A 15359-nucleotide genomic window follows, 5' to 3' on the forward strand; every position below is an offset into this window, starting at 1 on the left:
AATTTACTAAAAATTGCGGTTAAAAGCCACTTTAACTATGTAGGGTTGATGCGGAAGGCTCTCAGGGATCGTCACTTTTATTCAACCCTTCTTATTTTTGTCATTCCCGCCTACGCGGGAATGGCAGCTTTAAAAAAATGACGAGCCCTCGAGCCTTGCGGCGCAAGTTACTTGACTACTCTATAATTAATCCACCAAGCTAAAGCCAACGTAGCCACAACAGAGAGTATTACTGCACCCGTATTCCACGAAGGACCTACACACCTTAAGGCGTCAGGACTTTGAAAAATGGAAAATGGGATAGCTACCAATATATCCATTAAAGCAGAACCCGCTACTAAACCGCATGCTAGCAACGTTCCTGTTTGCTTTCGTTGATTTTCGGCCGTCGTACTTAATTTTCTTTGTTTTAATCGCCAATTGACTACCATTGCTATCATTCCCCCTAAAAATAGCGGAAAAGAAGAGGCAATGGGTAAATACATTCCAATGGCTACTCCCAAAATAGACAATTGAATATAACGGTAAAGTTTAAATACCCTATTAATAATAAGAATAACAAGGATAATCCCAGCCCCTACAAACATCATCATCCAAGGCAAAGTATTGCGAAAGACTGCTTCCGTAATAGCTGATAGTAAAGCCGCCGTCGGTGCTGGCAAGGTTTGACTCACATCCATCCCTGCCTTAGGAACCATCCCCGCTATACCATAGACATTAAATAACAATTGCATTACCGGAGGAATGACTAAGGCCGATACTAACACCCCAAAAAGCAGCATGCATTGTTGCTTCCAGGGCGTAGCTCCTACTAACTGTCCCACTTTTAAGTCTTGGGTATTATCATTAGCAATTGCCGCGATACCGGTAACAATAGAACCGATAATAATTGTTATAGCCTCTGCTGCCCGTATTTGGTTTTGACTCAAAGGCAAAGGAACCACCCAATTTATCAATGAAAGCAATAACCAGGCAGCCATTAAAATCCCAGCGATCACTATCGAACTTCCAGGACTTGCAGTAACTCCGACCATACCTGAAAAATACGCTGTTATTACCGAGAATAAAAACCCAATCACCAATACATAAATGACCGCAAAAAATATTAAACTAGGGGCAAAATCTCGGTCCAGGCTCGCCTGTTCTAAAGGAAATAAAAATTGGAAGAAAAGAAACAAAACGGCGGCCATGATAAACACCCCAATCAAAATATAAGGCATGGGGATATCTCTATCCGTTCTGGGCAATTCCATATTATTTGTATTTCTATTAATAAAGCTATTAAAGGAAAGGCGAATACTATTAGATAAGGGTTTGATTAACCGCATAAAAGTCCAAATCCCCGCAAAAAGCATTGCCCCTATACCTAAGTAGCGCAGCTCACTGTTCCATAATAAAGTAGCAGCCTCTTGTGGCGGATTTTGCAGTAAAAATTCAGGGTAAAAATGGCTAGCAATAGGTAAGGCTATTAACCAGGAGATAACCGCTCCTAAAAATATACTCAATGCCATATTATGACCGATCAAATATCCTGCGCCGATCATAGTGGCTGAAAAACCGGCCCCCAAGCCAAAAATAGAACGATTAATAACAAACCAATAGTTCCAACTATTGGCTAATATCTTAAAACCAACTTGAAATAGTTCTAAAACAGCACCGATGAGTCCACCAAGAATGATGTCACGCAAGGAAAATTTTTCCGCAGAGGATTTTAAAACTTCAGCAATAGCCCGTCCTTCTGGAAATTTTAAAGACTCATCGTTCACTAAAATTCTTCGTAGCGGGATAGAGAAAAGCACCCCTAAAGCTCCGCCAATCGCCGCAATTAAAAAATTAGTGAAATAATCAAAAGATTGCCAATAGCCAATAATGATCAATGCGGGAATAGTATAAACGATTCCCCCTGCTACCGCTTCTCCGGCGGACGCTGCGGTTTGTACTGCATTGTTTTCCAGAATGGTTGCATTCTTAAACAAACGCAAAACCCCCATGGAAATAACTGCCGCAGGAATAGAAGCCGAAGTTAAAATTCCCAACTTCAAAGCCAGATACGCATTGGATAAAGCCAATAACACAGTCAAAATGCCGGCAAGAATAAAGCTTCTAAAAGTGAGTTCTGAAATTTTTTCTTCAGCGGAAATAAAAGGCTGCACACTACTCATTAGCACCCCAAACTGCTTGGGCAATTTCTGGCTTTATCATTTTTTCAAATTTAATTTTGGGCACTTCAACCGTAAGGGAGCCATAAGAATAAGGCGCTACTTGGTAATTGCCAAATACAATAGCCAGGCCCTTTTCAGTAAAATACCAAATTCGATAGTTATCCAAGGTAGGCGCACTCCCTTTTTTCAACCAATCTGAATCTGGCAAATCCATTTTTTCTAGTTGCGCACGGCTCTCATTAGCTAATATCTCTAGAAAATTGCTATCCGCCAAAAACATATCTTTTAAATTAATGGATTTACCTTTAATGAAATTAAATGAAATATTGGAGTTACGTGGATGAGCAGCTCCACGATCATAAATGGAAATGTCAAAGAGCAAGCTAACGGCATCGTTTTTCTGATATTTCTGTTTATAATCAATGTACAAACTATTTTTACTGGTAACTTCTGGAGGAAGATTATCTTTCAATGAGGCATATTTTAAGAAATTATTAAGCCGTGTATCTACCATTTGCTTAACGGTATTATTGATAGCTTTATTTTTAAAGCCCTTAGGGTAATAAATTTCCACTTCATAATTTTTGGTTTCTTTTTTTATGTTAACTTTTTCAACACTCGCAGAAGCGGTTAGTGCAAAACAAAAACAACACACCCACAACAAAAAACGTTTCATTATAAATAGTCCAAAAAATTAATCCTCTTCCCATCGACCACTCATCATTACTTCATGAGGCAAAGGGTAACCAAAATGATAACAAAGCTGGCACGCATCTTTTACCTGCCAACGTATTAAATTCGCTTTTCTACCCGGCTCCAATACCCCTTCTTCTTTTTCTATCCCTAATGCCCGGGCAGCTTGGTAAGTCACAGCACTTAAAACTTCATTAACATTTAATGAAAAAAATTGACAGGCCATATTCATCATTAATAATAATGAAGAACTGGGAGACGAGCCCGGATTGCAATCAGTAGCAATAGCAATACCCACTCCTGCATCCCTTAATAAATTAACAGGCGGTTTTCTCATTTCTTGTAAAAAATAAAAAGCGCCTGGTAAAAGCACGGCCACCGTATTTGCTTGGGCCATAGCCGCAACGCCACTCGCATCCAAATGTTCTAAATGCTCACAAGACAAAGCCCCGCACTTAGCCGCCATCGCGCTTGCGCCTGTATTTGACAATTGTTCCGCATGGCATTTTATGGGCAGGCCCAATTCTTTGGCTTTGTTAAAAATTTGCTCTGATTGCGCCACAGAAAAACCAATAGAATCACAAAAAGCATCCACAAAATTTGCTAACTTCTCTTTTGTAATAATAGGCAGCACTTCAGTACATAAATAATCAACATATCCCTGGCTATTTCCTTTATATTCGGGTGGGATCGCATGCGCACCTAAAAAGGTAGTAATAATACGCGTATTTGTATCTTTTCCAAGTTTTTTAGCAACGCGCAAAATCTTTAGCTCATTTTCCAGGTCCAAGCCATAGCCCGATTTAATCTCTACCGTCCTAACCCCTTCATTTCTCAAGGCTTGCAATCGTGGCAGTGACTCTTCATAAAGTTGCTCTTCAGATGCTTCCCTGGTTTTTTTTACCGTAGAAATAATACCACCGCCCTTACGGGAAATTTCCTCATAAGTGAAACCCCGTAAACGTTGTTCGAATTCATTGGCTCTATCCCCTGCATAAACAAGATGGGTATGGCAATCAATAAACGTCGGGGTTATGAGGCTTCCCTGGCAATCTTCCATAGAAGCTTTTTTATACTCTTCCGGTAATTTATCGCTGGGGCCTATCCACTGAATCCTATCTTCATGGATAGCAAGGGCATGATTTTCACATTGATTCCCATTCTTATCAATTATTGTCGCATTGATCAAAACTTTATCGCTTCCAGCCATTCTCTTACTCCAATGAAAACTAATATCCCAGACACTCAAAATCTAGCATTTTAACGTATCTCGGGTATAGTATGTGGGGACTTAAGCCAAAAGGGATGATGCTCTTTTTCATATATATCCCATTCTTTCGCACTATATTGCTTTTTATCTACTCTCAATAATAACCAGCATAAGAATTCGGCAACTTGATCGGCAGAGAGTAATTTATTTTCTTTCTTTAAGCTCTGAAAAAATTCTTGTTCCTTCCGTTCCATATGGCCTGTTTTACGAATCAAACTCTGCATCTCTGTATCTACAATACCCGGCATGACACTTGCGAACGCATAGTCAGGAAATTCAAGCTGCCAGCAGCGGGTTAACATAGACAATGCCGCTTTTGAAACACAGTAAGCCGCCCATCCCGACATCGGGTGATAAGCAGCGCCTGATCCAACATGGAGAACCCTGGCTTTTTTTAATTTCTCAAAAAGTAATTGGGTTAAAAATAAAGGGGCATCCAAGTTGGTAGCAAGCGCTCTTTGCCAATCCTCAACTGTAATTTTTTCAATAGACTGAATAGGCTCAATGGTTCCGGCATTATGAATAAGTCCATCAATTTCATTCACTTGGCTTAATCTTTCTTTGATTAAATCGCGATCGCACATCAATGAAATATCTGCGACTAAAAAGCTAATACGATCCGAAAAAGCGGCGGTATTTTCCAAAGGTTCAAGCCTGCGCCCTACAATTAACACATCTTGCCCCTGCCGCGCTAATTCCTTAGCAAGAGCACTCCCTATACCACTCCCACCTCCGGTAACGACAAACACAATTTTCCTTAGCTATAAAAAATAGAATAATACCAGACCTCAGACAGGGAAAGAACCGTCTCCTTAATAGTACCCACCCAACCCCAAAATTTCCGCTCCCTCAGGTCGCTCGGTTGATTTATCTCGGATCCCAACCATAACCGTGAGGGTGTAGAAATCTTGTTATAGCAGAATAATTTTTACGAACCCCCACTAGCACAAGGACTCTCCAAACCTTTGCATTTATTCTTATATTTTAGGTACTATTACCTAAAAAAAAGTAGCAATCACTATGGACTTTACTTATTACTCCCCTCCTAACCCTACCCTCTGGCAAGGAAGAGCAGATAGTCTTCCTGATGAACGTTTTTTCCAAAAAGTACAATGCCTAGACTTACGAAACAATAAACTCGAAGCCAGTGAAGAAAAAAAAACAATCATCATAGGTTTTGCAAGCGACGTGGGTATCAAACGCAACCTGGGTAGAGTAGGCGCGGAACAAGGCCCTAACTCCATAAAAGAAAACCTGGCAAAATTAGCTGCACATACACAAACTAATTTTATTGACCTTGGCAATATCCTTTGTCCTAATGACGATCTTGAAGAAGCTCAAGTTCAACTGGCTGAAATAATTAATCATTGCCATCAATTAGGACATAAAACCATCGCGTTAGGAGGAGGTCATGAGATTGCTTACGGGCATTTTCTTGGACTTATCAAAAAATACCCTCAATTGGGAATTATTAACATTGACGCTCATTTTGACTTAAGACCAGTCAAAAAAAACAGTACTTCTGGCACTCCATTTTGGCAAATGCAGCAGTATTGTAGCGAAAATAATCTTTCTTTTGATTACTGCTGTTTGGGTATTCAACCGGCAGCTAATACTAAAAGCCTGTTTACAACTGCAGATAAATATAATGTTCGCTATCTCACAGCTGAGCAAATGCAAAAAGATACTTTAACCAGCCAATTGGAATTTCTAACAGATTTTATGAGGACAAAAGACGCAATTTATCTTACTATTTGTCTCGACGCTTTTTCGGAATGCTTTGCACCAGGAGTTAGTGCACCCCAAGCTCTAGGTTTAGATCCGTGGCAAGTGTATAACCTGTTGAAATACATTCAACAAACTGGCAAAGTTGTTAGTCTGGATATTGCAGAACTTTCCCCGCCCTTAGATGAGCATGGGAAAACTGCTAGATTAGCAGCAGTTATGCTGAGTAATCTTTTAAATTTAGTATAGGGAAAAATAATGAAAAAGACTTTAATCGCTAGCGCCTTATTGACTATTATATCTGTAGGGTATGCAGACCCCGACACCAATGCTCAATCACTACCTTCCCCTGCTGCAACTACTACATCTACAACAACGACTAGTACTACTACGGTTCCTGCTACCACAGCCACTACTACTGCCGTAGTGATTGATTGTCAATACCATATCCCGGCAACCACCACCAATATTGAACAATCAGTAGTAACGCATTGGGCTCAGAATGCAACCGTTCAAGCTTTCGAGTTTGATCCTGTGCAATTTGATAGCCAACTCGACAAATTAAAGCTCTGTTTTACGGACCAAGGTTGGCAAGGCTTTAATGACGCATTACAAAAATCAGGAAACATTAATGCGATTAAATCACAAAAATTGACAGTTAGCAGCCAGGTGGATGGGGATGTTAAAATTATCCCTATTAAAGATAATCAGTGGAAATTAACTGTTCCTATGCAGGTGGTTTATCAAAATGACAAAGAAAAATTAACGCAGCTACTTTCAGTTGATTTACTGGTAGGTAGAAAAGTCTCTGGTGATCTGGGAATTATGCAAATTATTGCTACCCCAAGAACCCCAACTACAGCAGCTTTAGGAGCCCCTGCTCCAGCACAATCGGTACCGACCCCCGTGGTTACAACTCCAGCTGCTACAACAACGACTACCACAACCCAAACCACTGAACAGTAAAATAGTAATTTTAACTCCCCGCCTGGCGGGGATTTTAAAAAAATCAGGAAGAGTATGTCATATTACTATCGAACAGCGATTCTATTATCTTTGGTGAGTATTCAAAGTCATGCAAATGTCGTTCAATATTTTACGGGTATAAATTATAGTAACCCCACTGAAATTTTCACCACGAAAAAAAATCAGATGCAACTTGGCGCCACGGGGTTTCGAACGATTGGACGTTTTCAGGGAAGTGTTTTTAATTTTAATCCCGGAGACTATGGGGCCGGTGTTTCTCGTACAAGTACAACAAGTTTATTACCCTATGGCCGTATTGCTACGGGCATTAATGAAAAAGAGATTGAAGGCGTTGACATTACGGAACCTTTTCATTCCAATTGGAACTGGGGAAATAATTCGTTCACCCGCTATACCGCAACGCAGACTTATCTTACGGATATTGATATAAGTCCTCGCCTATCCTATAGCTTTAGCAAACAGTGGCAAGTAGGGGGTGGACTTAATTTTAACTTTTTAAATAATAATGAAAGCAATTGGGCAGTTCCTACAAGCTCTACAACCTATGCCAGTTTAGTAAATCGCACTTCAAGCTTTGGTCTAGGCTTTAATGTTGGGGCATACTATCTTATTAATCAAACCAACTTCTTAGGTGCCGCCTACTATTCTAAAATCAGACAACAAGGCCGAGGATACAGCAACTTAGAAACCCCTAATAACTCCTTTACATTTGATTTCAATATGCCTGCTACTACCGTTTTAAGTTATGTGCACATTTTTAATCCCCAATGGCTTGCGAATTTAAAGCTATTTTATTCCGAATGGTCTGCTAATCAATTTCTCATGTTTAAAAACACAGCAGTCTCTAATCCGCAAGATTTCACAGTTCCGACGCAATATAGAAACTCAACAGCGATAGCGGGTGCGTTGCGTAGACAAATGAATGATAAATTAGGACTCACCGCAATTGGCGTCGTTGATGATGGTCCAGAACGTGATCAATACCGCGTCCTTAACTTCCCTGCAGATAGACAGTATTTTCTTGCCCTCGCTGCAGACTATCATTTTACCAGAAACACCAGCGTAGAATTACTCTATGGTTATGGCTGGGAAACTGCACGAATGAACAACTCCCCGCCCTTGGGACCTACTACTACCCCCTTTCCCATGGGAGATACCAAGTTAAGTGCCAACGTGGTTGATTTCAAATTAAAAGTGGAAGCAGATTAATAGAGCTATGGTACGGAAAGCTCACAACATGATAACGGGCTCGCTCGTTCTACATGTTTCATACTGGAATGGTCATTAAGCAAATAGCCTTTATCAAATCCATTTAACGAGTCTAGCCTAGATTGCATCTACTTTTGCACAAAATGGAATGTGTATCACTTCAGGAAGGAACCTGGTTGACAGGCAACCAGGTTATTTTATTTATCCAGCCTCATATACGGGGGGCAAATCAGCTTCTGCTCGTTTTATCACCTCTTCCGGACTCTCTTGTGCTTGAGCTATAGGCTGCTGTGCTTCCGACTTTGATTGCGCTAGTTCTTCATTATTATCGGTATTACCGGTGTCCAGGTTAGGCACAACCGGTTGAATTACTGAAGTAGTTGCAAATGGGCCTAAAGGTTTACTTACGTCATCGCGATCACCATTTTCATCTGGATAAGACAGAACTGTGACTTGAGAACCTAAAGTTAAAAAGTCTTCATTTAACCATTTTGCAGCACTAGGGAGTACGCGTATGCACCCATGGCTCGAATTATAAGGAGGTACTTCATACCCGGCGTGAATGGTAAATCCTCTATAAAAGTACATACAATAGGGCATTTTTGCTCCACCAGTTGTCTCTACTGGATACTCACCCGATTTACAGTCAAGGCCGCGTTTATTGTAAACACGGAATGAACCCGTCACAGTACGGCAAGGTTTACCCACGTCTTCGCAATATTCTTTACCACCCGAGCCGCTACCTGTCATCACGCGATTGCCAGCTTCATCATAAGCAGCCCATGCGGCCACTTTGGGATCAAAAATAAATTGTTTTCTACCAATCCCTTTTATTTTCTCGGGAAAATAATTTTTACCGCGCGTATCTTTTAAATAATGTTTGGTATGATGTCTCACACCCATGTCGTCAGTGATATAGGTAGACTCATCATAGTCAATACAACCAGCAATAAATACAGTTAATAAAGCAGATAATAAAACGCGTTTCATGAAACATAATCCTCAATTATTAATCTTTTAACCTACGATATTTAATACGGGAAGGCCGATTAGCTTCGTCACCTAAACGCCGTTTCCTCTCTTCTTCATAATCAGAATAATTTCCTTCTATGAACGTAACTTGAGAATCCCCTTCAAAAGCCATTAGGTGAGTACAAATACGATCCAGGAACCAACGGTCATGCGAAATAACAATGGCACAGCCAGGAAAATTTAAAATAGCATCTTCTAAAGCTCTTAGAGTCTCAACATCTAAATCATTACTCGGTTCATCAAGGAGAATAACATTACCGCCGCTTTTCAAAAGCTTTGCAAGGTGAACACGATTACGCTCCCCACCCGATAATTGCGACATTTTTTTCTGTTGATCTGAACCTTTGAAATTAAACCGGCCGACATATGCACGCGAAGGCATTTGGAATGAACCCACTTGCATAATATCTTGACCATCAGTAATTTCTTCCCAAACGGTTTTATTGGCATCGAGGTGATCCCGCATTTGATCCACGTAAGCGAGTTTTACCGTTTCCCCCACGCGTATTTCACCCTGATCGGCAGTTTCTTTCCCAGTAATTAATTTTAAGAAAGTAGATTTACCGGCACCATTAGGACCAATGATTCCCAGGACGCCTCCCTTGGGTAGATGGAAATTTAAATTCTCAAACAAAATTCTATCGCCATAAGCTTTTCGTAACTCCTTCCCTTCTAAAACCAAGTCGCCCAAACGCTCACCTGGGGGAATATATAATTCATTGGTTTCATTACGTTTTTGGAACTCTTTTGAATTCATTTCTTCAAAACGCGCTAACCTTGCTTTATTTTTTGCGTGTCGTCCTTTTGGAGAGGTCCTTACCCATTCAAGCTCTGATTTAAGCGTTCGTAGATGCGCAGCCTCTTGTTTCTGCTCGCGTTCTAACCGTTCATTTTTTTGCTCCAACCAAGCCGTGTAATTTCCTTTATAAGGAATTCCTTCGCCGCGATCGAGTTCAAGAATCCACTCAGCAGCATTGTCCAGGAAATATCTATCGTGCGTTACAGCAACCACTGTACCGGGGAACTCTTCTAAATAACGCTCTAACCAAGCCACACTTTCCGCATCCAAATGGTTAGTAGGTTCATCAAGTAACAGCATATCAGGACTGGATAATAACAAACGGCATAAAGCAACCCGACGTCTTTCGCCCCCAGAAAGCACTTCTATTTTAGTATCCCAATCAGGAAGACGTAATGCATCTGCTGCTATATCAAGGCGGCGATCAAGATCCCACCCACCGCTGTTTTCGATTTCATGTTGTAGCTCGCCTTGTTTTTCCAAGAGCTTATTCATTTCCTCATCACTCATTGGCTCAGCAAAGCGCATACTAATTTCATCAAAATCAGTTAATAATTTTTTAATATCATGAACGGCTTCCTCAACCACCTCACGCACCGTTTTGTGCATATCAACTTGCGGTTCTTGCTCAAGATATCCAATTTTAATTCCTGGTTGTGGACGGGCTTCACCTTCAAACTGGGTATCAACACCTGCCATAATTCGTAATAAGGTAGATTTTCCGGATCCATTTAATCCTAAAACACCAATTTTAGCCCCAGGGTAAAAGCTTAGAGAAATATCTTTTAAAATGAACCGCTGGTTTTCAACTATTTTGCTCACGCGATTCATAGTAAAAATATACTGCGACATAACAACTCCTGATCCTGATTATTCAGGATGACTAAACATTAATTTAACTATTCTAGGACCAATCAAGGATTACCTTACCAGACTGCCCGGAGGCCATAATTTGAAATGCATGTTGGTATTCTTCAACTGGAAAATGATGCGTAATAACCGGGGAAATATCTAACCCGCTTTGTAGCATGGCAATCATCTTATACCATGTTTCAAACATTTCACGGCCATAGATACCTTTAACGACTAAACCTTTAAAAATAACCTGGTTCCAATCAATTGGGGTTTCTTGAGGCGGAATCCCTAACATGGCGATTTGTCCTCCATGGTTCATTGCTTTAACCATGTCATTTAAAGCCATCGGATTACCTGACATTTCTAAGCCCACGTCAAACCCTTCCGTCATGTTTAACTCTTCCATGACTTCCCGAATAGGCGTGTACTTCACATTAATCGCCCGCGTGGCACCCATTTTTCTTGCAAGTTCCAAACGGTGATCATTTACATCAGTAATTACTATGTTACGCGCTCCTACATGACGCAAAATAGCAGTTGCCATTATCCCGATAGGACCTGCACCGGTAATTAAAACGTCTTCACCCACTACATTAAAGGCCAGGGCACAGTGGGTAGCATTACCTAAAGGGTCTAAAATAGCTGCTTGATCAGCAGAAATATTATCAGGTAATGCCAGGACATTACTGGCAGGTAGAGCTAAATATTCACCAAAACACCCGGGTCTATTCACCCCCACGCCTTGCGTGTTTCTACATAAATGCCTTTTCCCTGCACGGCAATTTCTGCACATTCCACAAGTAATATGCCCTTCTCCTGAAACCCGCTGGCCGGGTTGAAATCCGCGTACTTCTCGACCCACTTCCACGATTTCGCCAAAAAACTCATGGCCTACGGTCATGGGGACAGGAATGGTTGCCTGTGCCCAATCATCCCAAGAGTAAATATGAATATCTGTGCCACAAATCGCTGTTTTTTTAATTTTAATCAGTACATCATTTACGCCAAATTCAGGAACAGCTACATCCTGCATCCAAATTCCAGGTTCGCGTTTTGCCTTAACTAAGGATTTCATACATTTCCTCTGTTTATTACTGAATAACGTTCAATTTTTTACCCACTTTTTCAAAAGCAGCTATCGCTTTGTCCAAGTGGTGAAGTTCAAGCCCGGCAGACATTTGCGTACGAATACGTGCCATACCTTTAGGAACTACGGGAAAGGAAAAACCAATCACATATACGCCTTCCACTAATAGTTCCTGCGCCATCTTACCAGCTAGAACTGCATCGCCTAACATGACCGGTATAATGGGGTGCTCACCGGGTATTAAATTAAAACCGAGTTGACTCAAACCTTCGCGGAAATAAATGCTATTGCGTTTTAGTTTTTGTAATAGCTCAGGATTTTGTTGGATTAAATCCAGGACCGCAATCGATGTCTGCGCGATAACAGGTGCTAAAGTGTTGGAAAAAAGATAGGGCCGGGAACGTTGTCGCAACCATTCAACAATCGTGGCGTTTGCAGAGGTATACCCTCCGGAAGCCCCCCCCAATGCTTTGCCTAGTGTTCCGGTAATAATATCTATTTGTGAAGAAACCCCAAAATGTTCGGGTGTACCGCGGCCCGTTGTACCAATAAAACCAACGGCATGGGAGTCGTCAACCATAACTAATGCCTTGTGTTTTTCAGCTAATTCGCAAATAGCAGGCAAATTGGCAAGAATACCATCCATTGAAAACACACCGTCTGTGGCAATTAAACGGAAACGGGCATTTTTTGCTTCAATCAACTTGGCTTCCAAATCCTTCATATCGTTATTGGCATAGCGATAGCGTGCAGCTTTGCATAAACGAATGCCGTCAATAATACTGGCATGATTAAGTGCATCACTAATTATAGCATCTTCAGGGCCTAGCAAGGTTTCAAATAAACCCGTATTAGCATCAAAGCAGGAGGAATAGAGAATAGTGTCTTCTTTACCTAAGAAATTGCTTAATTTTTTTTCTAATTTTTTATGAGGGGTTTGCGTACCACAAATAAATCGAACGGAAGCCATTCCATAACCATACTCTTCCAAAGCCTTTTGGCCTTCTTTAATAAGCAAAGGGTTGTTTGCCAAGCCTAAATAATTATTGGCACATAAATTAATAACGTGTTCTTCATTTACTTCAACTTCAGCTTGTTGTTGACTACTAATTATACGCTCAGGTTTAAATAAACCCTCTTTTTTGATTAACTCAATCTCTCCCTGAATAAATTCACTAAAACGGCTATCCAAAACTCTCTCCTTTGCCCCATTCAAATGCGCGATAATAACAAATTTTACACAAATTCACTATGAAAACTTAAAAGAATTCAGCTTCCTCTTTTTTCATTTCTTGCTAAAATCTCATCAACGCTTTAACCTAGAGATCGCGTCTGAGATAACTTCCCGGTTAGTAGTTTTGCTATTCAGGTTGGATTATCAATCTGCGTTATTTTCAGACGCGATCTACATTTTAGTATCACAGTGAGTTCCTAATGAGCAGTCAAATTGCACGTATTAATATGGTCAAGCAACAATTACGTACAGGGGATGTTTTAAACGAATCCATTCTTGAGCTTTATCATTTAATTCCAAGAGAAAATTTTGTTCCCGTAGAATATAAGCATTTTGCATACTCTGACATGCAAATTACGCTTCCCCATCAACAGCGCATGTTTACGCCGCTCGAGGAAGGAAAGCTATTGCAAGCTTTAGAGCTAAAGGGAACCGAAATAATATTGGAGGTAGGTACGGGAACTGGTTTTCTCACAGCTTTGTTAAGTAAACTGTGTCAAAAAGTCATCAGCATAGATTATTTTCCCGATTTCACTACGCAAGCTCGCAAAAAATTAGCAGAACACCATTGTAATAATGTTGAGCTACATACCGGAGACGGCTCTCGCGGTTGGATTGATCAAGCCCCGTATGATGTTATGGTCTTCACTGGCTCCCTCCCCTATCTAACAGAAAATCACCGTTTACAGTTATTACCTGGTGGAAAAATATTCGCTATAGTGGGCAAAGAGCCAGTGATGCAAGCACAATTGCTGGTATTGGATAAATCCGGAAATTGGCAAGAGCAAGTCTTATTTGAGACTAGCATTCCTCCACTAATTGATAAACTAAGACCAAAAGAATTTGTTTTCTAGGAATACTTGATGAGAAAAAAGCTTTTATGCTGGATGCTTACTGCAAGCTTTTATGCCACTTTGCATGCTGCGGATTTGATGGATGTCTATCACCAAGCTTTAGAAAATGATCCCACCTTTAAAGCAGCATATAGCACTTTTATGTCGAATGCCGAAGCAATTCCGCAAGCGGTTTCTCAATTATTACCGCAAGTAAACGCTACAAGTAATGTTTCAAGAAATCGGCAACGTGTAGAAACCAATCTACAAACCATTGCTCAGATATACAATAGTAACACTTGGGGTCTTACATTATCACAAGCGGTTTTTAATTATCAAAGCTGGGCCCAAGTTCAACAAGCAAAGGCTTCTGTTAAAGCAGCCCATGCAACTTATAATGATGCTTCTCAGGATCTAATGCTTCGCGCATCAAAAGCTTATTTTGATGTTCTGTTTGCGCGTGACACTTTAAATTTTGCCGAAGCTAAATTACGCGCCAATAAAAGACAACTCGAACAAGCACAGCAACGATTTGATGTGGGAGTTGATACCATAACCTCCGTGTACGAAGCGAAGGCGGCTTACGATCAATCCGTCGCAGAAGTCATTTCAGCAAAGAATAACCAGGTTAATCAAAATGAAAACTTGCGAAAACTAACTAATCACGTGTATGAGCAGCTAGCTCCTTTGCGTGACAATCGTATTCCTTTAATTAAACCTGAACCCAATGATGCTGATGAATGGATCTCTGCCTCAATAAAACAAAACTATAAACTGTATGCTGCAAAATATTCCCTGCAGGCAGCACGTGAAAATATAAAAGTACAATCCGCCAGTGGTTGGCCGACTTTAGCTATTCAGGGCACTTCGCAACAAACCCATAATTCAGGTCCCCTAAGCAACTTTTTTGCCCCTGGCATGCAAGAAAGTGACAGCATCGGTTTAAACCTTAATTTCCCTGTATATACTGGCGGTTTAGTTGAATCTAAAACAAGGCAAGCACAATACGATTTTCAAACATCCAGCGAACAATTAGAACAAACTTATCGTGATATAGTGGTTAATGGTCGTATTGCTTTTAACACCATAATTGATGGTATCAGTAAAGTTAATGCCGATAGGCAAACCGTTATTTCTCAACAAAATTCATTGGAATCCACCGAAGCCCAATTCGAGGTGGGTACGCGCACCATGGTGGATGTGGTTACTGCACAACAAAGACTTTTTGAAGCACAAGAGCAACTGGCACGTGATCAGTACAATTTAATTGCTGCCATATTAAATTTAAAATACCTTGCAGGCACACTCAATACCACCGATCTAGAAGAAGTAAACTCCTGGTTAGCAACGACACGAATAAACAGCTTCCCACCGCAAGATAAAAAAACATGCGGCAGAATAGTTTGTTAAATTCCGCTTACTTATGTGCGCGGCTCGGTCATCCTATCTCAATCCGACCGCGACCGTGAGGGA

At 40.7% G+C, this 15359-nt stretch carries 12 protein-coding genes and 1 pseudogene; 5 read left to right on the top strand and 8 right to left on the bottom strand.

The window, feature by feature from the left end; translation table 11 throughout:
- Window positions 1–167: 167 nt before the first annotated feature.
- From EL206_RS03840 to EL206_RS03855, 4 genes are read right to left on the bottom strand one after another with little or no spacing between them, the layout of a single operon-like run.
- On the bottom strand, window positions 168–2162 hold the full coding sequence (locus tag EL206_RS03840; RefSeq protein ID WP_058461395.1) for an OPT family oligopeptide transporter: 1995 nt from the start codon (window positions 2160–2162) through the stop codon (window positions 168–170).
- Window positions 2155–2838, bottom strand: a complete 684-nt coding sequence (locus EL206_RS03845) for a DUF3298 and DUF4163 domain-containing protein (protein WP_058461394.1) — start codon at window positions 2836–2838, stop codon at window positions 2155–2157. The genes EL206_RS03840 and EL206_RS03845 overlap by 8 nt, the downstream gene beginning before the upstream one ends.
- 18 nt (window positions 2839–2856) lie before the next feature.
- Window positions 2857–4065 carry an imidazolonepropionase gene (gene hutI, locus EL206_RS03850; RefSeq protein ID WP_058461393.1) on the bottom strand — a complete coding sequence of 403 codons (1209 nt, stop codon included), beginning with the start codon at window positions 4063–4065 and terminating at the stop codon, window positions 2857–2859.
- A gap of 50 nt (window positions 4066–4115) precedes the next feature.
- Window positions 4116–4874, bottom strand: coding sequence for an SDR family NAD(P)-dependent oxidoreductase (locus EL206_RS03855; RefSeq protein WP_058461392.1), 759 nt, complete (start codon window positions 4872–4874; stop codon window positions 4116–4118).
- Window positions 4875–5145: 271 nt separating this feature from the next.
- Here EL206_RS03855 and hutG point away from each other — a divergent pair, with 271 nt between their 5' ends.
- Genes hutG through EL206_RS03870 form a run of 3 tightly spaced genes read left to right on the top strand, consistent with a single transcriptional unit; the run spans window position 5146 to window position 8046 of the window.
- A complete protein-coding gene (gene hutG / locus EL206_RS03860) occupies window positions 5146–6099 on the top strand; it encodes a formimidoylglutamase (RefSeq protein WP_058461391.1) in 954 nt (317 codons plus the stop codon).
- Window positions 6100–6108: 9 nt separating this feature from the next.
- A complete protein-coding gene (locus tag EL206_RS03865; protein WP_058461390.1) occupies window positions 6109–6816 on the top strand; it encodes a DotI/IcmL family type IV secretion protein in 708 nt (235 codons plus the stop codon).
- A 54-nt stretch (window positions 6817–6870) separates the two neighbouring features.
- Complete coding sequence (locus tag EL206_RS03870; protein ID WP_058461389.1) at window positions 6871–8046, top strand: OmpP1/FadL family transporter; 1176 nt, start codon at window positions 6871–6873, stop codon at window positions 8044–8046.
- A 420-nt stretch (window positions 8047–8466) separates the two neighbouring features.
- Here the strand turns inward: EL206_RS03870 and EL206_RS03875 are convergent.
- The 4 genes and pseudogenes from EL206_RS03875 to EL206_RS03890 form a co-directional block, all read right to left on the bottom strand.
- A pseudogene (locus EL206_RS03875) lies at window positions 8467–9036 on the bottom strand (L,D-transpeptidase); the annotation flags it as partial.
- Window positions 9037–9055: 19 nt separating this feature from the next.
- Window positions 9056–10729 (bottom strand): energy-dependent translational throttle protein EttA, encoded by a 1674-nt coding sequence (ettA, locus tag EL206_RS03880; protein WP_058461388.1) that lies wholly within the window; start codon window positions 10727–10729, stop codon window positions 9056–9058.
- 52 nt (window positions 10730–10781) lie between these two features.
- Window positions 10782–11807: an L-threonine 3-dehydrogenase gene (gene tdh, locus EL206_RS03885; protein ID WP_058461387.1), complete on the bottom strand. Its 1026-nt coding sequence runs from the start codon at window positions 11805–11807 to the stop codon at window positions 10782–10784.
- Window positions 11808–11823: 16 nt separating this feature from the next.
- On the bottom strand, window positions 11824–13011 hold the full coding sequence (locus tag EL206_RS03890) for a glycine C-acetyltransferase (protein ID WP_058461386.1): 1188 nt from the start codon (window positions 13009–13011) through the stop codon (window positions 11824–11826).
- A gap of 242 nt (window positions 13012–13253) precedes the next feature.
- Between EL206_RS03890 and EL206_RS03895 the strand changes: the two genes are divergently transcribed.
- Together EL206_RS03895 and EL206_RS03900 are read left to right on the top strand one after the other, a co-directional pair.
- The gene (locus EL206_RS03895; protein WP_058461385.1) at window positions 13254–13907 is read left to right on the top strand and encodes a protein-L-isoaspartate O-methyltransferase family protein; all 654 of its coding nucleotides are present in this window, start codon (window positions 13254–13256) and stop codon (window positions 13905–13907) included.
- Between the two features lie 9 nt (window positions 13908–13916).
- Window positions 13917–15296 (top strand): TolC family outer membrane protein, encoded by a 1380-nt coding sequence (locus EL206_RS03900; RefSeq protein WP_058461384.1) that lies wholly within the window; start codon window positions 13917–13919, stop codon window positions 15294–15296.
- Window positions 15297–15359 lie beyond the last annotated feature (63 nt).

Origin of the sequence: Legionella adelaidensis (genome assembly GCF_900637865.1) — a bacterium.
Classification (GTDB): domain Bacteria; phylum Pseudomonadota; class Gammaproteobacteria; order Legionellales; family Legionellaceae; genus Legionella_A; species Legionella_A adelaidensis.

What these genes read in the sequence shown, in the direction of transcription:
- EL206_RS03840 (WP_058461395.1), bottom strand. Translation starts at nt 2,162, where the DNA reads ATGAGTAGTGTGCAGCCTTTTATTTCCGCTGAAGAAAAAATTTCAGAA.
- EL206_RS03845 (WP_058461394.1), bottom strand. Translation starts at nt 2,838, where the DNA reads ATGAAACGTTTTTTGTTGTGGGTGTGTTGTTTTTGTTTTGCACTAACC.
- hutI (WP_058461393.1), bottom strand. Translation starts at nt 4,065, where the DNA reads ATGGCTGGAAGCGATAAAGTTTTGATCAATGCGACAATAATTGATAAG.
- hutG (WP_058461391.1), top strand. Translation starts at nt 5,146, where the DNA reads ATGGACTTTACTTATTACTCCCCTCCTAACCCTACCCTCTGGCAAGGA.
- EL206_RS03865 (WP_058461390.1), top strand. Translation starts at nt 6,109, where the DNA reads ATGAAAAAGACTTTAATCGCTAGCGCCTTATTGACTATTATATCTGTA.
- EL206_RS03870 (WP_058461389.1), top strand. Translation starts at nt 6,871, where the DNA reads ATGTCATATTACTATCGAACAGCGATTCTATTATCTTTGGTGAGTATT.
- ettA (WP_058461388.1), bottom strand. Translation starts at nt 10,729, where the DNA reads ATGTCGCAGTATATTTTTACTATGAATCGCGTGAGCAAAATAGTTGAA.
- tdh (WP_058461387.1), bottom strand. Translation starts at nt 11,807, where the DNA reads ATGAAATCCTTAGTTAAGGCAAAACGCGAACCTGGAATTTGGATGCAG.
- EL206_RS03895 (WP_058461385.1), top strand. Translation starts at nt 13,254, where the DNA reads ATGAGCAGTCAAATTGCACGTATTAATATGGTCAAGCAACAATTACGT.
- EL206_RS03900 (WP_058461384.1), top strand. Translation starts at nt 13,917, where the DNA reads ATGAGAAAAAAGCTTTTATGCTGGATGCTTACTGCAAGCTTTTATGCC.